The sequence below is a fragment of the Pseudomonas sp. GW821-FHT07B01 genome, from assembly GCF_059419065.1.
Genome location: NZ_JBWKRA010000035.1, coordinates 1 through 24,884 on the forward strand (window position 1 = coordinate 1; position 24,884 = coordinate 24,884).

At 59.3% G+C, this 24,884-nt stretch carries 24 protein-coding genes; 6 read left to right on the forward strand and 18 right to left on the reverse strand.

All coding sequences use genetic code 11. The annotated features are described in order from the left end of the window. Nucleotides 1-87: 87 nt before the first annotated feature. The 3 genes from def to AC07S6_RS25645 all read right to left on the reverse strand — a co-directional run bounded on the left by def (nt 88) and on the right by AC07S6_RS25645 (nt 1,944). Nucleotides 88-627, reverse strand: coding sequence for a peptide deformylase (def, locus tag AC07S6_RS25635; protein WP_495113304.1), 540 nt, complete (start codon nt 625-627; stop codon nt 88-90). Beyond that, complete coding sequence (locus AC07S6_RS25640) at nt 624-1,577, reverse strand: YihY/virulence factor BrkB family protein (RefSeq protein ID WP_032895581.1); 954 nt, start codon at nt 1,575-1,577, stop codon at nt 624-626. Before AC07S6_RS25640 ends, def begins: the two co-directional genes overlap by 4 nt. Before the next feature lie 181 nt (nt 1,578-1,758). Continuing rightward, on the reverse strand, nt 1,759-1,944 hold the full coding sequence (locus AC07S6_RS25645) for a CsbD family protein (protein ID WP_003193737.1): 186 nt from the start codon (nt 1,942-1,944) through the stop codon (nt 1,759-1,761). Nucleotides 1,945-2,145: 201 nt separating this feature from the next. On the opposite strand from AC07S6_RS25645, the gene AC07S6_RS25650 reads away from it, so the two are divergent. Further along, nucleotides 2,146-2,523: a hypothetical protein gene (locus AC07S6_RS25650; RefSeq protein WP_003193739.1), complete on the forward strand. Its 378-nt coding sequence runs from the start codon at nt 2,146-2,148 to the stop codon at nt 2,521-2,523. 163 nt (nt 2,524-2,686) lie between these two features. Here the strand turns inward: AC07S6_RS25650 and fadD1 are convergent, their stop codons facing one another. Both fadD1 and fadD2 read right to left on the reverse strand, forming a co-directional pair. Next, entirely contained in the window at nt 2,687-4,378 is a 1,692-nt protein-coding gene (fadD1, locus tag AC07S6_RS25655; RefSeq protein WP_034128515.1) for a long-chain-fatty-acid--CoA ligase FadD1, read from the reverse strand. A 381-nt stretch (nt 4,379-4,759) separates the two neighbouring features. Continuing rightward, complete coding sequence (gene fadD2 / locus AC07S6_RS25660; protein WP_089042427.1) at nt 4,760-6,448, reverse strand: long-chain-fatty-acid--CoA ligase FadD2; 1,689 nt, start codon at nt 6,446-6,448, stop codon at nt 4,760-4,762. A gap of 219 nt (nt 6,449-6,667) precedes the next feature. On the opposite strand from fadD2, the gene AC07S6_RS25665 reads away from it, so the two are divergent. Continuing rightward, the gene (locus AC07S6_RS25665; protein ID WP_495113305.1) at nt 6,668-7,612 is read left to right on the forward strand and encodes an alpha/beta hydrolase; all 945 of its coding nucleotides are present in this window, start codon (nt 6,668-6,670) and stop codon (nt 7,610-7,612) included. A 56-nt stretch (nt 7,613-7,668) separates the two neighbouring features. After that, complete coding sequence (locus tag AC07S6_RS25670; protein WP_003193747.1) at nt 7,669-8,139, forward strand: MaoC family dehydratase; 471 nt, start codon at nt 7,669-7,671, stop codon at nt 8,137-8,139. A gap of 147 nt (nt 8,140-8,286) precedes the next feature. On the opposite strand, the gene AC07S6_RS25675 is transcribed toward AC07S6_RS25670, so the two are convergent. Beyond that, entirely contained in the window at nt 8,287-8,754 is a 468-nt protein-coding gene (locus tag AC07S6_RS25675; protein ID WP_089042425.1) for a ferritin-like domain-containing protein, read from the reverse strand. Nucleotides 8,755-8,958: 204 nt separating this feature from the next. Between AC07S6_RS25675 and AC07S6_RS25680 the strand changes: the two genes are divergently transcribed. Both AC07S6_RS25680 and AC07S6_RS25685 read left to right on the forward strand, forming a co-directional pair. Further along, nucleotides 8,959-9,195, forward strand: coding sequence for a DUF3820 family protein (locus AC07S6_RS25680; RefSeq protein WP_008056784.1), 237 nt, complete (start codon nt 8,959-8,961; stop codon nt 9,193-9,195). Nucleotides 9,196-9,205: 10 nt separating this feature from the next. Then, the gene (locus tag AC07S6_RS25685) at nt 9,206-10,381 is read left to right on the forward strand and encodes an aminotransferase class V-fold PLP-dependent enzyme (RefSeq protein ID WP_495113306.1); all 1,176 of its coding nucleotides are present in this window, start codon (nt 9,206-9,208) and stop codon (nt 10,379-10,381) included. A gap of 205 nt (nt 10,382-10,586) precedes the next feature. Here AC07S6_RS25685 and AC07S6_RS25690 read toward each other — a convergent pair whose 3' ends face one another. Genes AC07S6_RS25690 through zwf form a run of 3 tightly spaced genes read right to left on the reverse strand, consistent with a single transcriptional unit; the run spans nt 10,587 to nt 13,436 of the window. After that, a complete protein-coding gene (locus tag AC07S6_RS25690; RefSeq protein WP_026067364.1) occupies nt 10,587-11,252 on the reverse strand; it encodes a bifunctional 4-hydroxy-2-oxoglutarate aldolase/2-dehydro-3-deoxy-phosphogluconate aldolase in 666 nt (221 codons plus the stop codon). A 17-nt stretch (nt 11,253-11,269) separates the two neighbouring features. Beyond that, the gene (gene pgl / locus AC07S6_RS25695; RefSeq protein ID WP_034128520.1) at nt 11,270-11,983 is read right to left on the reverse strand and encodes a 6-phosphogluconolactonase; all 714 of its coding nucleotides are present in this window, start codon (nt 11,981-11,983) and stop codon (nt 11,270-11,272) included. Further along, a complete protein-coding gene (gene zwf, locus AC07S6_RS25700) occupies nt 11,970-13,436 on the reverse strand; it encodes a glucose-6-phosphate dehydrogenase (RefSeq protein WP_057975130.1) in 1,467 nt (488 codons plus the stop codon). The genes pgl and zwf overlap by 14 nt, the downstream gene beginning before the upstream one ends. A 220-nt stretch (nt 13,437-13,656) precedes the next feature. On the opposite strand from zwf, the gene AC07S6_RS25705 reads away from it, so the two are divergent. Beyond that, nucleotides 13,657-14,517 (forward strand): MurR/RpiR family transcriptional regulator, encoded by an 861-nt coding sequence (locus tag AC07S6_RS25705; RefSeq protein ID WP_169856377.1) that lies wholly within the window; start codon nt 13,657-13,659, stop codon nt 14,515-14,517. Nucleotides 14,518-14,630: 113 nt separating this feature from the next. On the opposite strand, the gene AC07S6_RS25710 is transcribed toward AC07S6_RS25705, so the two are convergent. The 9 genes from AC07S6_RS25710 to AC07S6_RS25750 all read right to left on the reverse strand — a co-directional run bounded on the left by AC07S6_RS25710 (nt 14,631) and on the right by AC07S6_RS25750 (nt 24,835). After that, a complete protein-coding gene (locus tag AC07S6_RS25710; RefSeq protein WP_495113307.1) occupies nt 14,631-15,476 on the reverse strand; it encodes a D-hexose-6-phosphate mutarotase in 846 nt (281 codons plus the stop codon). A gap of 98 nt (nt 15,477-15,574) precedes the next feature. Then, nucleotides 15,575-16,921, reverse strand: a complete 1,347-nt coding sequence (locus tag AC07S6_RS25715) for a carbohydrate porin (RefSeq protein ID WP_003193760.1) — start codon at nt 16,919-16,921, stop codon at nt 15,575-15,577. Between the two features lie 85 nt (nt 16,922-17,006). Continuing rightward, nucleotides 17,007-18,167, reverse strand: a complete 1,161-nt coding sequence (locus tag AC07S6_RS25720) for an ABC transporter ATP-binding protein (RefSeq protein WP_057975129.1) — start codon at nt 18,165-18,167, stop codon at nt 17,007-17,009. Nucleotides 18,168-18,169: 2 nt separating this feature from the next. Then, nucleotides 18,170-19,015 carry a carbohydrate ABC transporter permease gene (locus tag AC07S6_RS25725; RefSeq protein WP_034128525.1) on the reverse strand — a complete coding sequence of 282 codons (846 nt, stop codon included), beginning with the start codon at nt 19,013-19,015 and terminating at the stop codon, nt 18,170-18,172. Then, on the reverse strand, nt 19,008-19,916 hold the full coding sequence (locus AC07S6_RS25730) for a carbohydrate ABC transporter permease (protein ID WP_003193765.1): 909 nt from the start codon (nt 19,914-19,916) through the stop codon (nt 19,008-19,010). The genes AC07S6_RS25725 and AC07S6_RS25730 overlap by 8 nt, the downstream gene beginning before the upstream one ends. 169 nt (nt 19,917-20,085) lie before the next feature. Beyond that, nucleotides 20,086-21,372: an ABC transporter substrate-binding protein gene (locus AC07S6_RS25735; protein WP_003193767.1), complete on the reverse strand. Its 1,287-nt coding sequence runs from the start codon at nt 21,370-21,372 to the stop codon at nt 20,086-20,088. A gap of 104 nt (nt 21,373-21,476) precedes the next feature. Then, the gene (locus tag AC07S6_RS25740; protein ID WP_495113308.1) at nt 21,477-22,736 is read right to left on the reverse strand and encodes a D-mannose isomerase; all 1,260 of its coding nucleotides are present in this window, start codon (nt 22,734-22,736) and stop codon (nt 21,477-21,479) included. Between the two features lie 148 nt (nt 22,737-22,884). Next, the gene (locus tag AC07S6_RS25745) at nt 22,885-23,709 is read right to left on the reverse strand and encodes an ATPase (protein ID WP_490615000.1); all 825 of its coding nucleotides are present in this window, start codon (nt 23,707-23,709) and stop codon (nt 22,885-22,887) included. A 127-nt stretch (nt 23,710-23,836) separates the two neighbouring features. Next, on the reverse strand, nt 23,837-24,835 hold the full coding sequence (locus AC07S6_RS25750; protein WP_034128528.1) for an NAD-dependent epimerase/dehydratase family protein: 999 nt from the start codon (nt 24,833-24,835) through the stop codon (nt 23,837-23,839). Nucleotides 24,836-24,884: the final 49 nt, after the last annotated feature.

The following is a 24,884-nucleotide window of genomic DNA, read 5'->3' on the forward strand; positions in this document are numbered from 1 at the left end:
GAGGTGTATCAGCTACAAATAAGGTAGCTGGCCCACCGCTATCGCAGGCAAGCCAGCTCCCACAGTTGAACTGTGGGCTCAGAGGGGCTATTCGTCAGCCGTTGGGTCCAGCTCCGGGAACATCACTTCAATAAACCCGAATTTGCTGAAGTCGGTAATCCGCGAGGGGTACAGCCTGCCGATCAAATGGTCGCACTCATGCTGCACCACCCGCGCATGGAAGCCGTCGGCAAAACGTACGATCGGCTCGCCTTTGGGGTCGAACCCTTCGTAGCGGATCTGCTGGTAACGGTTCACGGCGCCGCGCAGGCCGGGCACTGACAGGCAACCTTCATAGCCCTCTTCCTGCACCGGGCTGAGCGGTGTGATCAGGGGGTTGATCAAGATGGTCTGCGGCACAGGCGGCGCGTCCGGGTAGCGTTCGCTGGCCTCGAAACCGAAGATCACCAGTTGCAGGTCCACGCCAATCTGCGGCGCCGCCAGGCCAACGCCGCCCACGTGCTCCATGGTCTGGAACATATCGTCGATCAGTTGCCACAACTCCGAGCTGTCGAACATTTCCGGCGGCACCGGCGGGGCGATACGCAGCAGGCGCTCGTCGCCCATTTTCAGGATTTCACGGATCATTGTTCAGGCTCGGTCATGGGCTTGGAGTGGTCCCGGCCTAGGCCTGAGACGTGTTGTTTTTCATCGGTGTGGCCCGGCTCGCCTATTTCCTTCTCACCGGGGTCCTTGCCCTCGGCAGACATATGCTCGATCACCGCGTTCATCTCCGCGCCCAGCAGCAGTACGGCGGCAGAGATGTAGAAATACAGGAGCAAGACAATGATCGCACCGATACTGCCATACATGGCGTTGTAGTCCGCGAAGGTCTTGACGTAGTAGCCAAAGCCCAGGGAGGCGACGATCCATACCACCACGGCCAAGACGGAGCCGGGGGTGATAAAGCGAAATTCCTGCTCGACGTCCGGCATCACGTAGTACATGAGGGCCACGGCGAACATCAGCAAGATCACAATCAGCGGCCAGCGCAGGATGGTCCACAGCGTGACCACGAATTCCTGCATGCCGATCTGCCCGGCCAGCCACTCCATGACTTGCGGGCCCAGCACCATCAGCGCGGCGGCCGCCAGCAGCATGCCGGCGATACCCACGGTGTAGAAAATCGACAGCGGGAATCGCTTCCAGATCGGCCGACCTTCAACCACATCGTAGGCGGCGTTCATGGCGCTCATCATCAGGCGCACGCCCGCAGAGGCCGTCCACAGGGCGATAACGATACCCACCGAGAGCAAGCCGCCCTTGGACTGCTGCAACTGATCGATCACCGGGTTGACCTGTTCCAGCGCCTGGGGAGGCAACACCAGCTCCGATTGCAGGCGCAGCCAACTGAAGAAGTCGGGCAAGTGCAGGAAGCCGATCAGGGCAATGAGGAAAAGCAGGAACGGAAACAAAGAGAACAGCATCTGGTAGGCCAGTGCCGAGGCGTAGGTAGGCATCTCGTCATCGACGAACTCCTTGATGGTGCGTACCAGCACCTTGTGCAGCTTGAGACCATCGAGTACTGGAAAAAGCATAGCGTCTCCTTTCGCCGCAAAAGAGGTTGAGTTCGTGGGCGACTCAGGGGCCGTTTTCTACATCAAAGTAGCCCATTTGGCGACTTTGAAACAATTTCGAAAGTTTAGTTGCAGCACCGGATACAAAAACGGCCATCCGTGGATGGCCGTCGGGCTGCTGGGGGCTGCCCGCCAGGACATGTTACTCAGTGGCTTTTTTCACTGCGTCCTTGGTCTTGCCCACTGCTTGCTGAGCTTCGCCTTTTTTCTCTTGGATCACGCCTTCAGCACGCAGTTTGTCATTGTCTGTGACTTTACCGACGCCTTGCTTGATGTTACCGACAGCTTCGTTCGCCAAGCCCTTTACCTTATCGGAAGTGCTGCTCATGGTATTACTCCTGATAACAATCAAATGGTTTTTGGTCACTACGTAGCGGTTGACCTGAAGCGCAACGGCAGAGTTTCAATTATTTTTGCGCAAGCATTTCATCGAAAGCGGCAGGTTTGGCTTTATGTTTTGCAGCCAACCCACGAGAATGCCCGGCACATTCAGGCTGCAACGCTGAATAACAGATCCCGTAGGAAGGTTATGAAACTCAATAAAGCACAGGCCATTGCCCGCAGAAACCAGGAACTGGGCGGTGCCGTACTCGGCGTCAACAACTGCCACTTCACCGACCTGGACCGCAAACGCAACATCTGGTGGTTCGACCTGCCGGTGGGGCGTATTGCCGTGGGCCAGTACGAGTGGATCCACCTGTTGATGCACAACGCCGACACCGACCAGTTGCTGCACCTGAAGGTGCCGACCGTGTTCCTGCGTGAAAAACTCGAAGGGCTGGTGGTACGCAATGCGGGCAAGCGCAAGCCGGAGATTACCCTGGAGCTAAGCGCGGATAAGGACTCGTTCTTGAAGGACGTACGCCCCGCCGGTGCGGGTGTGAGCTTCGCGCAGTTCGCGCTGTAAGCCCGGCAACCCTGTGGGAGCGGGCTTGCCCGCGATGGCAGTGAGTCAGGCGATACAGCAGTGGCTGCTGTAGCGCTGTCGCAGGCAAGCCAGCTCCCACAGGGGGTAAGTGTTTCGCCAGCGCCCTCATAAAAAACCCCGCATCGGCGGGGTTTTTTATGGGTTACTTTTTAAGACCGAGTTTCTTCAGTTCTTCATCACGCAATTCACGCCGCAGGATCTTGCCCACGTTGGTGGTCGGCAGCGCATCACGGAACTCCACGGCCTTGGGCACCTTGTAGCCGGTGACGTTGGCGCGCATGTGCTCCATCACCTGGTCCTTGGTCAGGGTAGCCCCTGGCTTGACCACGATGAACAACTTGATGTGCTCGCCGGATTTTTCATCCGGTACGCCGATAGCCGCACACTGCAGCACACCCGGCAGGCCCGCCAGCACGTCTTCCAGCTCGTTGGGGTAGACGTTGAAGCCGGAGACCAGAATCATGTCTTTCTTGCGGTCGACGATACGCATGTAGCCGTCTGGCTGGATGATCGCGATGTCGCCGGTCTTCAGCCAACCCTCGCTGTCAAGCATCTCGTCGGTAGCTTCCTGGCGCTGCCAGTAGCCCTTCATCACTTGCGGACCTTTCACACACAGCTCGCCAGTTTCGCCCAGTGCAAGCTCGGTACCGTCGTCGGCGATGACTTTACACGCGGTGGAAGGCACCGGAATGCCGATGGTGCCGATCTGGATATGCTGGATCGGGTTCACCGTAGCCACTGGGCTGGTTTCGGTCATGCCGTAGCCTTCGCAGATCGCGCAGCCGGTCACGGCCTTCCAACGCTCCGCCGCAGCCAGTTGCAACGCCATGCCGCCCGATAGGGTGACCTTCAGCGCAGAGAAGTCCAGCTTGCGGAAACCTTCGTTGTTGCACAGTGCCACGAACAGGGTGTTGAGGCCGACGAAGCCGCTGAACTTCCACTTCGACAGTTCCTTGACCATCGCCGGCAGGTCGCGCGGGTTGCTGATCAGGATGTTGTGGTTGCCGATCAGCATCATCGCCATGCAATGAAAGGTGAAGGCATAGATGTGGTAGAGCGGCAGCGGCGTGATCAGGATCTCGCAGCCTTCATTGAGGTTGGAGCCCATCAGCGCCTTGCATTGCAGCATGTTGGCGACGAGGTTGCGGTGGGTCAGCATCGCGCCCTTGGCCACGCCGGTGGTACCGCCGGTGTATTGCAACACGGCCACATCGCCGCTGGCCGGGCTGGCATCGTTGACCGGCTGGCCATGGCCCTTGGCGAGTACGTCGTTGAACTTGATGGCCTGGGGCAGATGATAGGCCGGGACCATTTTCTTCACGTACTTGATCACGCTGTTGATCAGCACGCGCTTGAACGGCGAGAGCAGGTCGGCAACTTCGGTGACGATCACGTGCTTGACGGCGGTCTTGGGCACGACTTTTTCAGCCAGGTGCGCCATGTTGGCCAGGCAAACCAGGGCCTTGGCCCCCGAATCATTGAATTGGTGTTCCATCTCCCGCGCGGTGTACAGCGGGTTGGTGTTGACCACGATCAGGCCGGCGCGGATCGCACCGAATACAGCGACGGGGTATTGCAGAACGTTGGGCAGTTGCACGGCGATTCGATCGCCGGGCTTCAAATCGGTATGCTGTTGCAGATACGCGGCGAATGCGCCGGACAATTCGTACAGTTCACCGTAGGTGATTGTCTTGCCCAGGTTGCTGAAAGCCGGTTTGTTGGCGAAGCGCTGGCAGGACTGCTTCAGTACCGCCTGAATATTCGGATACTCGTCTGGATTGATCTGTGCAGCAATCCCGGCGGGGTACTTATCCTTCCAAAAGTCTTCATTCATGGAAGCCCACTCCTCAGCGACGCGAATTCATCATCGCATTTGATGCGATTATTATTGGTGTATGTTTTTAGGTGAGTCTGGCGCTTTCAAGCAGGCCTAGAAGTCACAAAGCGCGCCGAGAGTAGCAGCTTTGCCAAGGGCCGCCTAGAGCCAAAAGAGGGCCCTACAGTCATAAACATGACTCAAGAACATTCAATGGTCACTTTTAGAGCAAAAAGTCTATAACACCAGAAATGGCTCTAGAACAGGCTCTCAAGGCCGTAAAATACAGTGTGGGAGCTGGCTTGCCTGCGATAGCGGGGGATCAGTCAATTCAACAGGCGACTGAAACACTGCTATCACGGGCAAAGCAGCTCCCACATTTTTGTACCCTATTTCAATTCAAGCGATGTCGCGCAGCTCCCGGCGCAGAATTTTCCCCACCGGCGTCATCGGCAACGACTCTCTCAACACAATATGCTTGGGCACCTTGTACCCCGTGAAGTTGGCCTTGCAGTACGCCTTCAGTTCCTCGAGGCTCACCCCCTGGGCCCGTGCCACCACGAACAGCTTCACCGCCTCCCCCGTGCGCTCGTCCGGCACGCCGATCACGGCGCAGTTGGCCACGGCCGGGTGGGCCATGATCACGTCTTCGATTTCGTTGGGGTACACGTTGAAACCCGAGACGATGATCAAATCCTTCTTGCGATCCACAATACTGATGTAGCCATCGGTGTCGATCACCGCAATGTCACCGGTCTTCAACCAGCCATCGGCGTCCAGGGTTTCGGCGGTGGCGGCCGGTTGCTGCCAGTAGCCCTTCATCACTTGCGGGCCCTGGATGCACAGCTCGCCGCGCTCGCCCAACGGCAGTTCTTGCCCCAGGTCATCCACGACCTTCATCGCCGTACCCGGCACCGGGATGCCCACGGTACCCAGGCGTGACAGGCCGCCGTAGGGGTTGGTACTGGCCACTGGCGAGGTTTCGGTGAGGCCGTAGCCTTCGCCGATGGCGCAGCCGGTCACCGCTTTCCAGCGTTCCGCCGTGGCCTTGACCAGGGCGGTGCCGCCGGAGTTGGTAATCTTCAGGTGGGAGAAATCCAGGGTCTTGAAATCCGGGTGGTCCATCAGCGCCACAAACAGTGTGTTGAGCCCCAACAGGCCGGAGAACTGCCACTGTTTGAGCTCCTTGATAAACCCGCCGATGTCCCGTGGGTTGGTGATCAGCACGTTGTGGTTACCGGAGACCATCATGCACATGCAATTGGCCGTGAATGCATAGATGTGGTACAGCGGCAGCGGTGCAATCATCACCTCCTGCCCTTCCTTGATCAGCGGATGGCCGTCGTCGCCCAGTTGCGACATGCACGCCCGCACTTGCTGCATGTTCGCCACCAGGTTGCCGTGAGTGAGCATCGCGCCCTTGGCCAGCCCAGTGGTGCCGCCGGTGTATTGCAGCACGGCGACGTCGTCCAGGGTCACCGGATGGCGCGTCACTCCAAGGCCCGCGCCCATGCGCAGGGCGCGCTTGAACGAAACCGCCCGCGGCAGGTGGTAGGCCGGGACCATCTTCTTGACTTTGTCGACCACGGTGTTGACCAGCCAGCCTTTGGCGGCGGGCATGAAATCGCCCATCCTGGCTTCGATCAGGTAGTCGATCTCCGTGTCGGTGCACACCTCCTGCACACGTGAACCGAACAGGTTGAGGTAGACCAGCGCCCGCACACCGGCATCCTTGAACTGATGGCGCATCTCGCGCGGCGTATAAAGCGGGTTGGTGTTGACCACGATCAGCCCGGCGCGCAGTGCGCCGAACACCGCAACCGGGTAATGCAGCACGTTGGGCAGCTGCACCGCGATGCGCTCGCCGGGCTTGAGGTCGGTGTGCTGCTGCAGGTAACCGGCAAACGCCGCACTCTGGCGCTCAAGCTCGGCGTAGGTGAGGGTAATGCCCATGCTGCTGAATGCCGGACGGTCGGCAAAGGTCTTGCAGGAACGCTCGAAGACCTCGATCACCGACTTGTAGGTGCTGAGGTCGATGGCATTGGGGACTCCCGGCGCGCGTTTGTCATTCCAGAAATCAGGTTGCATTATTCTTGTCCTCTTTACCTGAGTGTGTCCGGCCGCTGCCATGCAGATGTGCAGCAATAAGAAGCGGAGCTTTGGGGAAGTTAGCAGCTATGGCCAAACAGGCAAGACGCTGAACTGTGTCATTGATTGTATGAATCTTGTACCTAAGGCGTAGGCAGATACCCCGCCCCACGCCGGATGAGCTATACAATGCAACCACCCTGAGCAAAGGAAGCCGCCATGAACCACAGCACCTTCTGGCTGACCGCGAACGACCACACCCGTCTGTACGTCAACCAATGGATGCCCGACGGCCCGCCCAGGGCCGTGGTGATGATTTCCCATGGCATGGCCGAGCACGGCGGTCGCTATGCGCGCCTGGCGCAAGCGTTGTGTGGCGCAGGGTATGGCGTATATGCGCTGGACCAGCGTGGGCATGGCCGTACCGCCGAGGCCGGCACCGTTGGGCTATATGCTGAAACGGATGGCTGGAACAAAGTCGTGGGCGATCTGGCCAGCCTTAATCAGCACATCGGCCAACAGCATGCCGGGCTGCCGATCATCTTGCTGGGCCACAGCATGGGCAGCTATATCTCCCAGGCGTACTTACTGCATCACAGCGCCAGCTTGCATGGCGCAGTACTCAGCGGCTCGAATTTCCAGCCGGTGGCCCTCTACCGTGCAGCGCAAATCATTGCGCGCATCGAACGTGCACGCCAAGGCCTGCGAGGGCGCAGTGCGTTGATCGACTTCTTGTCGTTCGGCTCATTCAACAAAGCCTTCAAACCCAATCGCACCGCGTTTGACTGGCTCAGCCGCGACCCGGTTGAAGTGGACAACTACATCAACGACCCACTCTGTGGCTTTCGTTGCACCAATCAACTGTGGATCGACCTGTTGGGCGGCTTGCAGCAGATCAGCAAAGTCTCCAACCTGGCGCAGATTGATCCCGGCCTGCCGATCCTGGTGATTGGCGGCGATCGTGATCCGGTGAGTGAAGGCAAACGTCTCAAGCACCTGGCCCACGCCCTGCGTGAGGCCGGTTGCCAGGACGTGCAATTGACGCTTTACCCCCAGGCGCGCCATGAAGTATTCAACGAAACCAACCGTGATGAAGTCACCGCCGACCTATTGGCCTGGCTCGACCAGGCGCTGGCGTTGCGCAGGCCCACCCGCTGCGAATAGTTTTTGCTTTAAAATCAGCCGATTAATTACCGTTAAGCCACAGGATGCACCTTGAGATGACCCAGGTAACCAACACCCCGTACGAAGCGCTTGAAGTGGGCCAGACTGCCAGCTTCAGCAAAACCGTCGAAGAGCGCGATATCCAGCTGTTCGCCGCCATGTCGGGTGACCACAACCCGGTGCACCTGGACGCTGAATACGCCAAGGCGACCATGTTCAAGGAGCGGATTGCCCACGGCATGTTCAGCGGCGCGCTGATCAGCGCGGCAGTGGCCTGCGAGCTGCCTGGGCCGGGCACGATCTATATCGGCCAGCAAATGACCTTCCAGAAACCGGTGAAGATCGGCGACACCCTGACCGTGCGCTTGGAAATCCTCGAGAAACTGCCGAAGTTTCGCGTGCGCATTGCCACTCGGGTGTTCAACCAGCGTGATGAGTTGGTAGTCGATGGCGAGGCGGAGATTCTGGCGCCGCGCAAACAGCAAGTCGTGACCCTGACCGAGCTGCCGCCAATCAGCATCGGCTGATCTACATTCCAGCCTTTGCATAAAAAAATGTGGGAGCGGGCTCGCCCGCGAATGCGGTGTATCAGCCAATACAACAGTGACTGATCCACCGCTTTCGCGAGCAAGCCCGCTCCCACACTAGGTCCAGCGTAGGTCTTACCTCAGGTCTTACGACTGAGCGCGAGCCTGGTTACGCAGGGCTTTTACCTGGTCGTGGTTGCGCTGTACACCGTGGTACTGACGCTCAACCAAGTCACGAATGCCCACCAGGTTGTGCTTGTTGATCTTCTCGATCGCGTCCTTGTAAGCCTTCAGTGCGTGGTCTTCACCGCGCTCGGCTTCGTTCAATACGGCCTCTTCGTCCTTGCCAGTGACCATCGACTTCACGTCTACCCAGCCACGGTGTAGGGCGCCGGCCATGCTGCCGGAATCTTCAGGATCGCCACCCAAGGCACGCACAGCGGTTTTCAGTTCAGCGGCGGCTGTCGCGCAATCAGCGGAGCGCTTTGCAAACAGGGCCTTGAGTTCTGGATGCTTGATGTCTTCAGCGCATTCCTTGAAACCCTTTTGGCCGTCGATGCTGGTCTCAATCAGGTCGTTCAGTACGGAGATCGATTCTTTGTTGATATCAGTCATTTTTCAATTCCTTGTACGGGTTAGAAGGTTGCCTTGGTTATTGCAGCGCCCGTGCCAGGTTTAGAAAAATTATTTTTGTGTTTATTTTCAACAGGTTAAGAATTATTGAACCATCTGTATGTTGGTTATTTGCATGATCTGTCATTTGGCCTTCATGCAGAATGCCTGTATTTTCGAAAGCCTGGCCTCAACCCTACGACGCTCATGAATCCCGAAAAACTCGAACTGCTGATCACCCGCCAAATGCCCTTTGGCAAATACAAAGGCCGGATCATTGCCGACCTGCCTGGGCCTTACCTGAATTGGTTCGCCCGTGAAGGTTTCCCCCACGGGGAACTGGGCGGCTTACTGGCCTTGATGCAGGAAATCGACCACAACGGCCTGTCCGAATTGCTCGAACCGCTGCGCGCCAAACACGGTAAACCTGCCCCCCGTCACTAAGAGATTCGCCATGCCAAGGAATGCTGATAACGAACCGCACTGGCAGGCCATCGCCCAGCGCTATGAATACGAGCCCGGCCCGATCAACCTGGAAAACGGCTACTTCGGGCGCATGAGCCGGGCGGTACAGGCTCAGTACCTTGAGTACATCAGCTTTATCAACCGCAGCAACTCTGTGCATGTGCGCCAGCGTTTTGAACAGGGTGAAAACAACGAGATACGCCGCCAGTTGGCCGGCTTGATTGCTGTCGACCCCGAATCGGTCGCTTTCACCCGTAACGCTACCGAAGCCTTGCAGTCACTGATCCGCAACTACAACCGCCTGCAACCCGGCGACCAGGTGCTGATCAGCGACCTGGAATACGACACGGTCAAAGGCGCCATGCGCTGGCTGGCAGCGACTCGCGGCGTGGAAGTGATAGAGGTGGCCCACACCCACCCGGCCAGTGTCGACAGCTTGGTGCAGACTTATCACGATGCGTTTGTGCAGTACCCGCGTCTGAAATTAATGGCCTTGACCCATGTGACCCACCGTACGGGCCTGGTCATGCCGGTTGCGGCCATTGCCAAGGCCGCGCGCGAACGCGCAATCGACGTGATCCTCGACGGCGCCCACGCCTTGGGCCAGATCGAATTCAACCTGGCCGAACTGGGCATTCAGTTCGCAGGCTTCAACCTGCACAAGTGGATCGGCGCGCCGTTGACCCTGGGCTTTTTGTACATCGCACCGGAGCGCCTGGCCGATATCGACCCGGATATGGGCGAGTTTCACTACCCAGCCACCGATGTGCGAGCGCGTACGTCCTACAGCACGCCGAACTTTCCGGCGCTGATGACCTTGCCCCTGGTGTTTGAAGAGCATCGACAGTTGGGTGGCGCTGCGGCCAAGGGCGCACGCGTCAATTACCTGCGCAACCTGTGGGTAAACCAGGTACGGCCGCTGCCGGGGATTGAAGTGCTGACCTCGGATGACCCGCGACTGTACTGCGGAATCACAGCCTTCAAGTTCATCGGGCGTGATCAGCAGATGATGGTGGACAGGTTGCTCAAGGAGCACGGCCTGTTCACCACTACGCGCACGGGGGCAGCGTTTGGCACCTGTATCCGGGTGACGCCGGGGCTGGTGACGTCGGCGGCGGACATCAATGCGCTAGTCCACGCGATCACCAAACTAAACACCGATTAAAACTGTGGGAGCTGGCTTGCCTGCGATAACGGTGTATCAGCCAAAGATGGGCTAACTGATAAATGGCTATCGCAGGCAAGCCAGCTCCCACCTTCAGAGCGGCGATGTGCTTGAGGTTTTTTTACAGGCAAAAAAAAGCGGCACACCGACCAAGTGCGCCGCAAAAATGCCGTTAAGCACAGCAACAACGATTCGATAAATCAGTTCAGTCCAGCAGCGCCAGCGCCTGGGCAGTGACTTCCTGGATACGCGCCCAGTCGCCGTTCTTGACCCACTCCGGATCCAGCATCCAGCTGCCGCCCACGCACATCACGTTTTTCAACGCCATGTAGCTCTTGATGTTGGCCGGACCAACACCGCCAGTCGGGCAGAATTTGACTTCGCCGAACGGGCCACCGAGAGCCTTGATGGCAGCAACACCACCGCTGACTTCAGCCGGGAACAGCTTGAAGCGGCGATAACCCAGGCCGTAGCCTTCCATGATGCCGGAGGCATTGCTGATGCCCGGCAGCAGCGGGATCGGGCTGTGCACCGAGGCTTCCAGCAAGTCACGGGTGATGCCGGGGGTGACGATAAATTGCGAGCCTGCCACTTCTGCCGCTTCGAGCATGTGACGATCGAGCACGGTACCGGCACCCGTGCACAGTTCAGGACGTTGCTCGCGCAAGACCTGAATGGCCTTGAGGCCGAACTCGGAACGCAGGGTCACTTCCAGCGCGGTCAAACCGCCAGCGGCCAGGGCGTCGGCCAACGGCAGGATGTCCTGCTCGCGGGCGATGGTGATCACCGGCAGGATCCGCGCCTTGGCGCAGAGGCTGTCGATCAAGGCAACTTTATCCGCCATGGACACGGTCGGTTGAGGGCTTTTCATAGCGGCTGATCCTTGGCTCATGGGCACCAGTAAATCTCTAGAGTAGGTTGCAAAAACGCGCGAATCGGCATGGCAGCAACATCGTCGCTGGCCAGGGCGGCGCTCAAGGTAGTCAATTTCGAACTGCCGGAAATCGACAGCACGGTGTAGCTGGCCGTGGCCAGCAGCGCACGACTCATGGTCAGGCGCTGGTGCGGCACAGTGGGCGCCAGCATCGGCCAGCAACGGCGGGTACCGTCGGCCTTAAGCGCTTCGCTCAGGTTAGGGCTGTTGGGGAACAGCGATGCGGTGTGGCCGTCATCGCCCATGCCCAGCACCAGCACATCAATGGCTGGCAACTCGCCCAGCAGGCGATCGGCCTGCTCGGCAGCGTCTTCAAGATTGGCAGCGGGGCTGTACAGGCTCAAGAACTTCGCCTTGGCCGCCGGACCTTGCAGCAAGTGTTGCTTCAACAGGCCAGCATTGCTGTCGGCATGTTCGACCGGCACCCAGCGTTCATCGGCAAGGGTGATGGTGACCTTGGACCAGTCCAGGCCCTGCTTGGCCAGGTTCTGGAAAAACGCCACGGGGCTGCGGCCACCGGACACCACCAACGTCGCCTCGCCACGGGCACTGATGGCCGAGCGCAGTTGTTCAGCCACGTCATTGGCCAGGCCATCGGCCAGCAGCGCAGGCGTACGGTACTCATGGGCAGTGACGCCCTGAGGCAGTTTCAATTCAGATATCGCCATACCACGACCTCCCATCCCGCGTGATCAGTGCAATGGAGCTCATCGGCCCCCAGGACCCCGCCGCATACGGCTTGGGCGCATCACCGGATTTTTTCCACCCGGCGATCAACTGGTCACACCACTTCCACGCGGCTTCGATTTCATCTTTGCGAACAAACAGGTTCTGATTGCCGCGCATCACTTCCAGCAACAATCGCTCGTAGGCATCGGGGATGCGTGCGCTGCGATAGGTGTCGGAAAAATTCAATTGCAGTGGCCCGCTGCGCAGTTGCATGCCTTTGTCCAGGCCCTGCTCCTTGGTCATCACACGCAGGGAAATACCTTCGTCCGGCTGCAGGCGGATGATCAGCTTGTTGCTGATCTGCAAGCGCTGCTCGGGGGCGAAGATATAGTGGGATGGTTCCTTGAAATGGATGACGATCTGCGACAGCTTTTGCGGCATGCGCTTGCCGGTACGCAGGTAGAACGGCACCCCGGCCCAACGCCAGTTGCGGATATCAGCACGCAGGGCGACGAAGGTTTCGGTGTCGCTCTGGGTGTTGGAATTGTCTTCTTCCAGGTAACCCGGCACGGCTTTACCAGCGCTGTAGCCGGCGATGTACTGGCCACGGACTACTTGGGTGGTCAGGCCTTCGGGGCTGATCGGCGCCAGGGCCTTGAGCACCTTGACCTTCTCGTCACGGATGCTGTCGGCGGACAGGTCGGCCGGCGGGTCCATGGCAATCAGGCACAGCAGCTGCAACAGGTGGTTCTGGATCATGTCGCGCAGCTGGCCAGCCTTGTCGAAATAACCCCAACGGCCTTCGATGCCAACCTGCTCGGCCACGGTGATTTCCACGTGGGAGATGTAGTTCTGATTCCACTGGGTTTCGAACAGGCTGTTGGCGAAACGCAGGGCGATCAGGTTCTGCACCGTCTCTTTGCCCAGGTAGTGGTCGATGCGATAGGTGCGGTTTTCCGGAAAGAACTGCGCCACGGCGTCGTTGACCTTGCGCGACGACTCCAGGTCCGAACCGATGGGTTTTTCCAGCACTACGCGGGTATTTTCCGCCAGGCCGACCTTGGACAGGTTTTCGCAGATCGCGCCGTACACCGCCGCCGGGGTGGCGAAGTAGGCAATCAGGCGTTGCTCGCTGCCGGCTTTTTCGGCCAGGGCGACGTAGTCGTCAGCCTTCATGAAGTCAACATGCACATACGAAAGGCGCGCGAGGAAACGCTGGGCCACGGCTTCGTCGAGCTCCTTGCCGACGTATTTACGCAATTCTTTTTCGATATGGGCCAGGTGTTGCTGCTCGGAGCCGGCTTCACGGGCCAGGGCCAGGATGCGTGTGTCGTCGTGCAGCAACCCGGCGCCATCGAGTTGATAAAGGGCAGGAAATAACTTGCGCAGCGCCAGATCACCCAAGGCGCCAAACAGGGCAAAGGTGCAGGGTTCCACGGTTATCGAAGGCATGATGTTTGTTCTTTTATCAAGTTAAGCTACAAATACCTTTTTTCAAGGCATCACTCAAGGAAAAATGTAGTAATAACCACAACATTTTCCCGAAATACGCATTGCGAGTGGTGGTGTTCAGCTACCCTCAGTAGGATAGGCCACCGCGAAAAGCCACTCATCGATTGGTTACCGCCTTTTTATTTGCATCGTCGCCCGAAGGAAAGACTGAATGGACCGCGTGCGAAATCTTCTGGAACAGATCCGGAACCGCCTCGAAGAATTGAACAAGGCCGAGCGCAAAGTCGCTGAAGTGATCCTGCTCAACCCGCAGCAGGCCACACGCTTCTCGATCGCCGCCCTCGCCCAGGCCGCCTCGGTCAGTGAACCGACGGTCAACCGCTTCTGCCGTTCATTCGGTGTCAGCGGTTACCCTGAACTCAAATTGCAGTTGGCGCAAAGCCTGGCCAGTGGCGCCGCGTATGTCAGCCGCGCCGTGGAGGCCGATGATAACCCCGAGGCCTACACCCAGAAGATCTTTGGCAGCGCCATTGCCTCCTTGGACAGTGCGTGCCAGGCCCTGGACCCGGCGCTGATCAGCAAGGCCGTGGACTTGTTGATCCAGGCACGGCAGATCCACTTCTTTGGCCTCGGCGCTTCGGCTCCCGTGGCCATGGATGCGTTGCACAAGTTCTTCCGCTTCAACCTGGCGGTGACCGCCCATGCCGACGTGCTGATGCAACGCATGATCGCCTCGGTGGCGCACACCGGTGAGCTGTTCGTGATCATTTCCTACACCGGCCGTACCCGCGAACTGGTGGAAGTTGCGCGTATCGCTCGGGAAAACGGTGCGTCGGTGCTGGGCGTCACCGCCGAAAACTCGCCGCTGGCCAAAGCCAGTACGGTGAGCCTGAACATCCCGCTGCCGGAAGACACGGATATCTACATGCCGATGACTTCTCGGATTATCCAGTTGACGGTGCTGGATGTGCTGGCGACCGGCATGACCTTGCGTCGCGGGGTGGATTTCCAGCCGCATTTGCGCAAGATCAAAGAGAGCTTGAATGACAGCCGGTATCCGGTGGGGGATGAGTTCAACTAGCAGGCAGCTCTTCCAGCAGTACCGGCGCTATCGCAGGCAAGCCAGCTCCCACAGGGGAATGCATTCCAAAGGTGGGAGCTGGCTTGCCTGCGATAGCGCCATCAGCCACACCGCTAAACCCCTGCCCTGGCCTGCAAACTCAAATGCACCCTCTCCCCCGGCGCCAGGCTCGCCGCCGCCATCGCCGCCTCTACGCACACAAACCCCGACGCTTCGTTAAAGCTCACGCCCAACAGCGGCCGGCTCCCCGGGTGCCACACCACCGTGTCGGCGCTGTCGCCGGTATCGATGCACAGTTCACGCTGCCAGGCGTGGTCCTTGAGCTGCAGTTCGCCCTCATGCTGGAACACCCGCTGGCATCCGCCATCGACCCGCAATTCACCTTCCTGCTGGCAAACCTGGCGATTGAGCTGGTCATAACCCTGCGCCCCTTCGAGCCCAGACAGCGCTACCTCGTCAACGTGACCAATACGCCAGTAAGCGTGCAATGCATGGCTCAACTGGCACGGCAGCTCGTCGTGATGCTCGGTGCTCAGGCGCAGTTCCAGGGTTTCGCCCAAGTGTGCGTGCAAGTCCACCTGCCAGTCGCACAGCTGCAATTGCCAGTGCAGGCGCACGCCGTCATCGTCAGTGCTGCTGTCGAGCAGTTTCCAGTCGATCAAGCGGGCCCAACCGTGGGAAGGCCAGGCATTTTCGCTGGGGTGACGGCCATACCACGGCCAGCACACCGGTACGCCACCACGGATAGCCCCGACTTGCGGCCATTTGGCGGCACACCACAGCCACGGCTTTTGGCCGGTGGGTTGAAAGTGCAGCAATTGCGCACCCTGGCGACTGAACACCGCCTGGCACAGCGGATGGTCGATCACCAATACATCGCGCATCTGAAAGCGCTCCCAGGCGAACACAGGCCGCTCGCGCAGGGATTTGAAAAAGCGTTGCAGGGGTTGCTCGTGCATGTGCCCAGGTCCCGAATATCACAGTGCCACGCAAAAAAAAGCGGATAGCCATGGCTACCCGCAAATGCGCACAGAGAGAGGAGCTTATCGCAACAGCGTTAGAACGTAGACTGAATTTTCAGGCCCGCTACCAGCGCGTTGTCGACTTTATCCACGCCGCCAGGCTGGACAACGTACTGCAGGTTCGGACGCACAGTCAGCCAGTTGGTGACGTGGAAACCATAGTTGAGTTCGACGTTGTACTCAGTCTCACGAATCGGCGTGTACAGCGGATTGTCGTAGTCGCTCACGCCCCTGGCGTCGTTGAGCAGCTCAGAGTTTTTCTTCACATCATTGTTGACATGCAGGCGAGCGACGCCAATGCCGACGTCATCTTTTGGACGCGCGTCGAATGGGCCTTTGTACACGAGCATCAACGACTGGTAGTTGTCGACCAGGTTGGTTTCCTTGTCATGGAAGGTCGCGTTGGCTGCAATGTTCAGGCCACGGGAAGCGTCGCCGTTATGGGTGGTGAGTTGCTGTTGCGCAACGAACCAGTAGCCTTTCTTGCTGCTGCGGGTACGGAAGTCGGCGCCGCTGAGGACCGCATCGTTACCGTTGACGTCTTCACGTACATCCGGAGCATCGGCCGCACTTTTATAGAAGCCCACACGGTATTCGCCCGGCAGGTTATTAACCTTCGGCGACCAGACCAATTCCACCGGAATCACGGTGCCCTTGGTACCACTGCCGCTAAGTTTGAAGCCGTTGCCGTGCTCCAACTGCGACGGGTTCTGGTTGTAGGCACCGATTTGCGCATACAGCTCAGGCGTAATGTTGTATTTCACGCGGATAGCGGCCTGGGCGACCGGCCAGTTGTACCAGGTATTGACGTAGTTACCGACCTGCGAGCCGCAGAACGACAGGTTCTGGAAGTCGCAAGGGAAGGTGTTGAAGTCTTCGCCTTCACCGAAGTAACCGAGCTTCACGTCCAGCTTGTTGTCGAACATCTGGTGCTGAATCCAGAACTGGGTCAGACGCACCATGTGGCCACGGCCATACACTTCTTGCGAGGAACTCAAGGTGCCGGCACGCGGGTCGCCAATGCGGTCATTGGAGATGTTCTGGCCATTACGGTTGGTCAACTGGATCTTGGCCTGGGTGTTATCCCAGCCCCACAGTTTTTGCAGGTCCAGTGCCACGCCCAGACCGAACTGGTCGGAGTAACGACCGGTCTTGTCGTCGTTGTAGCCGCCGTGGGCGTTGTAGCCCATCTCGCCCACGTAGTCGGCCTTGATGTCGATACCTTGCTCGATCAGCTTGGTACGCTCGCCGCCCCAATCGCCGGTCATCCACTTGGAATCAGCGCTGAATGCATCGGCCGCCATCGCATTGGCGGACAATACAAGGGCTGCTGCCGCTGACAGTTGGCAGATCAGCCGGGTGTTGTTGTGTTGCTTTTTCATCCCTACATCCTCGTCTTTATTGTTATTAAACTGTTTTTATCTAACGCGGGTTACATTTTTTAATTAAAACAATCACTTATCTTGCTTAACGGCCCTTGAACTGGGTCACATTGTCGGCATGCCCCTGTGCCGGCAATGAAGCCACTGCGCCCAACCGCTCACCGGTCTTGGCGTCAAACAGCAATACCTTGGCCGGGTCGAACTGCAAGGTCAGGGTCTCGCCCACTTGCGGTGCCACGTCCGGCGCCAAACGGCAGCAGACCTTGGTGTCGTTGAGCTGCACAAACACCAGGGTGTCCGGGCCGGTCGGCTCTGTGACCTGGACTTCGGCACGAATGCTTGAGGAGCCATTGCCCTCGCCCGCCGCCAGCACAATCTGCTCCGGGCGCAGGCCGAGGATCACATCGCGATCTTCAAGCCCTGCGTCATTCATGCTCAACGGCAGCTCGCAACGGGCCTGGCCGCTGTCGAGCAGCGCGACCAGACCACCGTTCTGGCGTTTTAGGCGCATGGGAACGAAGTTCATCGGTGGTGAACCGATAAAGCTTGCCACAAACAGGTTGGCAGGGTCGTTGTAAATTTCTTTCGGCGTGCCGAATTGCTGGATGATGCCGTCCTTCATCACCGCCACTTTATCGCCCAGGGTCATCGCTTCGATCTGATCGTGGGTCACATAGACGGTGGTGGTTTTCAGACGCTGGTGCATCAGCTTCATTTCGGTACGCATCTCGACGCGCAGCTTGGCGTCGAGGTTGGACAGCGGTTCGTCGAACAGGTAGATCTTCGGCCGACGCGCCAGGGCACGGCCCATGGCCACGCGCTGTTGCTGGCCACCGGACAACTGGCCCGGCTTGCGGTTGAGCAGGTGTTCGATCTGCAGCAACTTGGCCACGCGCGCCACTTCAGCGTCGATGTCGGCTTGCGGCATCTTGCGGATCTTGAGGCCGAACTCGATGTTCTCGCGCACGCTCATGGTCGGGTACAGCGCGTAGGACTGGAACACCATGGCGATGTCACGGTCCTTGGGGCTCATGCCGCTCACGTCTTGATCACCGATCATGATCGCGCCGCCGGTGATGGTCTCAAGGCCGGCGATGCAGTTCATCAGCGTGGATTTACCACAGCCCGACGGGCCGACCAGGATGAGGAACTCGCCTTCCTTGATCGACAATTCGATGTTCTTCAAGGTGTCGGGCAGGCCGGCGCCATAGGTCTTGTTTACATTGCGAAGTTCAAGCGTAGCCATGATTACCCCTTGACCGCGCCGGCCGTGAGGCCGCGCACGAAATACTTGCCTGCGATCACATAGACCAGCAGGGTCGGCAGCCCGGCGATCATCGCCGCCGCCATATCCACGTTATATTCCTTGGCCCCGGTACTGGTGTTGACCAGGTTGTTCAGCGCCACCGTGATGGGCTGGGAATCGCCGCTGGAGAACACCACACCGAACAGGAAGTCGTTCCAGATCTGGGTGAACTGCCAGATCAGGCAGACCATGATGATCGGCGTCGACATCGGCAGGATGATCCGGCGGAAGATGGTGAAAAAACCCGCTCCGTCCAGGCGTGCTGCCTTGATCAACGCATCCGGGATGCTCACGTAATAGTTACGGAAGAACAGCGTGGTGAACGCCAGGCCGTAGACCACGTGGATAAACACCAGGCCGGTGGTGGTGCTGGCCAGGCCCATCTTGCCGAGGGTGAACGACGCGGGCAGCAACACAGTCTGGAACGGCAGGAAGCAGCCGAACAGCAGCAGGCCGAAGAACAGCTGCGAACCCCGGAAGCGCCAGAACGACAGCACGTAGCCGTTCAAGGCGCCAATGGCGGTAGAGATGAGCACAGCAGGAACGGTGATCTTGATCGAGTTCCAGAAGTAGCCATCCACGGTGGCCCAGGCCTTGACCCAGCCGATGCCGCTGACCACGGTGGGCCAGCTCAGCAGGTTACCGGTGCTGATGTCTTCCGGGGTCTTGAAGCTGGTGAGCAGCATCACCACCAGCGGCACCAGGTACAGCAGCACCGCCAGGATCAGCACCGCGTAGATCGCGATGCGGCTCAGGCTGATGGCAGGTTTGGTGGCGAGACTAGTCATTGCGCTTGGTCCTCAGCTCGGAATACAGGTACGGCACAATGATCGCGAGGATCGCACCGAGCATCAGGATTGCACTGGCCGAACCCATGCCCATCTGGCCGCGACTGAAGGTGAACGAGTACATGAACATAGCCGGCAGGTCGGACGAGTAGCCCGGGCCGCCTGCGGTCATTGCCGCCACCAGGTCGAAGCTCTTGATCGCAATGTGCGCCAGGATCATCACCGCACTGAAGAACACCGGGCGCAGGCTCGGCAGCACCACGCTCCAGTAGATACGCGGCAGGCTTGCGCCATCGATCTGCGCAGCGCGGATGATCGACTGATCAACACCGCGCAGGCCGGCGAGGAACATCGCCATGATAAAGCCCGAGGCTTGCCACACAGCGGCGATCACCAGGCAGTAGACCACGCGGTCCGGGTCGATCAGCCAGTCGAGACGGAAGCCTTCCCAGCCCCAGTCCCGCAGGAGTTTGTCCAGGCCCATGCCCGGGTTGAGCAGCCATTTCCAGGCGGTACCGGTGACGATCATGGAGAGCGCCATCGGGTACAGGTAAATGGTGCGGATAAAGCCTTCGCGGCGGATTTTCTGGTCGAGGAAGATCGCCAGCAGCACGCCGATCACCAGGGTGATACCGATGAACATGCCGCCGAACACGGCCAGGTTCTTGCTCGCCACCCACCAGCGGTCGTTATCGAACAGCCGCTGATACTGCGCCAGGCCCGCCCATTTGTAGCTGGGCAGGAAGGTCGAGGTGGTGAACGACAGCACGAACGTCCACAGGATGTAGCCATAAAAGCCCACCAGCACGATGAACATGCTCGGCGCCAGCACCAGTTTAGGGAGCCAGCGCTGCAGCACATCGAATGGCGAGGCCTTGCTGAACACAGCAACAGAACTCATGGGAAAATCCAGTACAGGGAAAAAGGACTACAGCCTGCAGGAACCCGCCTTTGTGGCGAGGGAGCTTGCTCCCGCTCGGCTGCGAAGCAGACGCTGTCTTTGGGGGCGCTTCGCACCCCAGCGGGAGCAAGCTCCCTCGCCACAGCAAGCCGGGTTCCTACATAGGGTGTTACTTGGCCGACTTGATCGCCGCGCCAAGCTTCTTGGCCGTGTCGGCCGGGTCGGCTTTCGGGTCGTTGATGAAGTTGGTCACGACATCAAAGAACGCACCTTGCACCGCCAGGGTGGTGGCCATGTTGTGCGCCATGCTTGGCTGCAGGCCGCCAGTCTTGGCGTCGGCCAGGAAGTCCTTGGCGGCGGTCTGGGCGCAGGAATCAAAGCCGTAGGATTCCATCTTGGTCAGCATGTCGTTACGCACAGGGATCGAGCCCTTGTTGATGCTGAACACCTTCTGGAAGTTTTCACCCAGCACAACTTTGGCGATGTCCTGCTGACCCGCAGCTGTGCCTTTGTCTTTCTGCTTGAACACCGCCAGGGAGTCGATGTTGTAGGTGAAGGCTTTATCAGTGCCCGGGAACGCTACGCACTCATAATCCTTGCCAGCGACTTTCTTGGCGGCGGTCCACTCGGACTTGGCCCAGTCACCCATGATCTGCATGCCGGCCTTGCCGTTGATGACCTTGCCAGCTTCCAGGTTCCAGTCCTGGCCCTTGCCGTCGACGTCCATGTAGGTCGCGACTTTCTTCAGCTCGGTGAGGGCCTTGACCATTTCCGGGCCGGTCAGTGCGCCGTTATCCAGGTCGACCAGCGCTTTCTTGTAGCCATCAGCGCCCATTACCGAAAGCACCACCGCTTCGAACACGGTGCTGTCCTGCCAAGGCTGGCCGCCGTGGGCGAGCGCAATGAAGCCTGCAGCCTTGAGCTTGTCGCCCGCTGCATAGAATTCTTCGAGAGTGGTTGGGTTCTTGGTGATGCCGGCTTTCTTGAAGACTTCCGGGTTGATCCACAGCCAGTTCACGCGGTGGATATTCACCGGCACTGCCACGTAGTCACCGTCGTATTTCACGGTGTCGGAGACTTTCTTGTCGAGCAGCGAATCCCATTTTTCTTCTTTGGCGACGTCTTTGAGCACGTCGGTGTCGAGCAGGCCAGTCGACGCCCATTCCTGGATATCGGGGCCTTTGATCTGGGCAACGCCTGGCGGGTTACCAGCAACCGCGCGGCTTTTGAGCACAGTCATGGCAGTGGCGCCACCGCCGCCTGCTACAGCACCGTCTTTCCAGGTAAAGCCGTCTTTCTCAACTTGGGCCTTCAGGACATCCACAGCCGCTTTTTCACCGCCGGAGGTCCACCAATGCACCACTTCCACCGTACCTTTGGAGTCGGCGGCAAATGCACTGAGGGGGAACAACGAGGCAATGGAAATAGCGACGGCGAGGCGATTAATCGCGTTCATCTGAGTACCTTTTCTTGTTGTTATGCATGCAAGTCTAGAGCTTGCGCTGCACGGAGTTTAAACATGGATTTTCGGGGCGCAGGTAACAAAGGGACGTACAAATGTCACCATCTGGTGACATAACAACCGCTGCCCAATGCACTGGCCAGGCTGGGTGCCAAGGGCAGTGCAGGCAGCACGACCGCTTGCCAGGCATGGTACAGGTCAGGTTTGCCGCCCCAGATTTTACTGCTGGGTTGGTTGTGCGGGCTGAGTTCGTGGTGCCAACTGCCCTGGAGCCGGTCGATGAAGTGGGTTTCGCAAAACTCCCAGAAACGTCGGTACCAGATTTCGTAATGCGGCTCCCCGGTACGTTTGAGCAGCGCCTGAGCGGCGGCGCTGGCTTCAGCATGGGTCCAGTGCAGGCGCTCGCGTACCACCGGGCGCTGGTTCCAATCCAAAGTGTAGACAAGGCCCGGCGCACCATCCACCGCCCAGGCGTACTCGCAGGCACTGGCGAACAGGCCTTTGGCGTCGCTCACCAGCCAGCCCGGCGTGGAGAGCCTGGCCTCAAGGCGCGCAGCTTCAAGGTGCAGCAGCAACCGCGCCCATTCGAAACCATGGCCGGGGGTGATGCCGTAGGGGCGAAAGCCATCGGCAGGGTTGTCTTGGTTGTAACCGAGCAACGGCTTCCAGTGCGCATCGAAATGTTCGATGACCATGAACTGGTTGCCAGCGGCGTGGGTGTGGATCACCCGTTCGACGATGCGCAGCGCACGGTCCAGCCAACGTGTATCACCACTGACATCGGCCAATGCCAGGAAAGCTTCGGTGGCGTGCATGTTGCTGTTGGCGCCACGATAGGCTTCGACGCCGCTCCAGTCCCGGGCAAAGGATTCGAGCATGACGCCCTCCTCTTCGCTCCAGAAGAACTGGTCGATGATATGGACGGCGTCGTTCATTAATGTGTGCGCACCCGGCGCGCCGGCCACCACGGCAGAGCTGGCGGCGAGGGCCACGAAGGCGTGCAGGTAGGCGGCCTTGCCGGCGTTGCCATCAGCCGCCCGGGGCGCGGCGAACCAGCCACCGTGCTCACTGTCACGCAGCGGGCCGCTGAGCGCTGCCACACCGTGCGCCACCAGCTCGGCATAACCTGGCAACCCCATGGCATGGGCCATGGCAAAGCTGTGGGTCATGCGCGCGGTGTTCATGGTTTCGGCGCGGGCATTGGCCGGCAACTGGCCTTTATCGTCGAGGTTGCCGAACCCGTCCGGCAGGCGCGATGCCTTGGCGAACGCCAACAGGCGCTGGCCTTCTGCGGCGAGCCAAGCGTGATGGGCAGGTGCATTCAGCCAACTGCTGGCAGGCAGTGGATGGGTGGTCATGGGTGGCCCTTATTGTTTTTTTGGGATGACCGGAGTCTAAACAAGGGCGCGGGATGGGCAAGTAACGAAGGGGAGAAGAAATGTCACCGAGCGGTGACAATCCATGTAGGAGCGAGCTTGTTCGCTCCTACAGAGGACGATTTCGCGTTCATTGACCCAGTGGTGTGGCCGCAGCAGGCGCATTGAGACGCTGATTCAAGTTCTGCACCTGGCTCTGCAAAGTGGTGATATTGCGCGTGGTCTGGATGCGGAACACGTCGAATTCCTTGTTGGTCGGCGCGTCGATATTGGCCGGCTGGTTTTCCTGAGCGCTCTTGAGCACCAGCACGTCCTGCTCGAGGCGGGCGATGGCCGCGCTTGGGTTGCCTTGTTTCTTCAAGGCCGCCACATCGGTGGCCAGGCCCTTGATCTCGGCCTGTGCTGCCGTGAGGCTGGTGACCGCGTCAGTGAGGGCCTGCACCTGGCCTTGTAGCTTGGTATTGGCCGCTGTCAGCTCGGTGTTGCTGGCGCTCATCTGGGCCAGGCGGCTGTCCAGTTCGGTGGTTTGACCGGCGACGCCCAACTGTTGCTTGCCCTGCTCCTGCAACTGGGCTTCCAGTTGCTTGATCTGCAGCTTCAAGGCTTCGCTGCCGTTGTTCACATTCGCTTCGCTGGCCACGACCTTGCCGGAAATCGCCTGTAGCCGTCCTGCCGCTTCCTCGCTGATGCGGGCAAAACTTTCCTGGGTGGCAACCAACTGCTGGCCCATCAGGGAAATCTGCTGGAAGCTCCACCAGGCCAGGCCCGCAAAGGCGATCAACAGCGCGCCGACCAGTGCCCACAACGGGCCAGTGCTGGCGCTCTTGACCTTGACCACGGGCGTCGTTCGCGAACGCACCGACGTGGCGGGGGTCGGCACGAAATCATCGTCATCCCCAAGGTCGGCCCGCAGGCTGGGAACGTTGTCGAAGTCGTCTTTAGCATCGTTACGCATGAATCTACCCTGAATCAATGAGATGGCTGGCTGTAAAGCCGAGCGGCAGGAGTATAAACCGCACTCCCGGCGCGTGGATCGACTCGGAACCTGGAATTGGGTTCCCGAAGTGTTGCTGCTTATGAGGTTATTGGCGGCCCGGGTCCTGGGCTTTCCACCAACTGCAGAACTCGTCGAGCGCGGCCCACAGGCTGACCTTGGGCTCGTAGTCGAGATAATGCCTGGCGCGACTGATGTCGAGGGTGAAGTTTTTATTCATCACTTGCATGCCCAGACGCGATAACGCCGGTTCCGGCCGCCCCGGCCACATCGCGCAGAATGCCTCGTTCAACGCCGCCACGCTGTAGGACAAACCGTAGGATCGATAGCGGGTCACTTGGGGCAGTTCCATCTGCCGCATCACGTAGTTCACCACATCCCAGATCGGCACCGGTGCGCCATTGCTGATGTTGTAGGCTTTGCCCAGGGCCGAGCCGGTAGCGAGCAAACTGCTGAGCAGCGCCTCGTTGAGGTTGTGCACGCTGGTGAAGTCGACTTTGTTCAAACCGTCGCCGACGATCGCCAGACGATTCTTGCGCTGCATTTTCAGCAAGCGCGGGAAGATGCTCATATCGCCGGCCCCGGTGACAAAGCGTGGGCGCAGGGCTATCACTTGCAGGCCGAACTCCTGGGCGCCGAACACCTTCTGCTCGGCCAGGTACTTGGTAGCGGCATAGGGATGCTTGAAACGCTTGGGCACTTGTTCTTCGGTGAGCCCCAGATGGTCGCGACCGTCAAAGTAGATAGACGGCGACGACAGGTGCACCAGGCGCCCGACGCGCTGTTTCAGGCAGGCCTCGACGACGTTTTCGGTGACCAGCACATTGTTCTGGTGGAAGTCCTGGTACTTGCCCCACAGCCCGACGGCGCCGGCGCAATGCACCACGGCTTCGACATCGCGGCACAGGTCGCGCACCAGGTCGGCATCATTCAAGTCACCCTGGATAAACTCGGCACCGCGCCGTACCAGGTGCTCCACACCCTCGGCGCGCCGCCCGTTGACCCGCACGTCCAGGCCTTGTTCAAGGGCGAAGCGCGCAAAGCGCCCGCCAATGAAGCCGCTTGCGCCGGTGACCAGAATTTTCATGTCGTACTCCGTGTTCTTTCGTTTTTCATCGCTCTTGCCTTGACGCGCG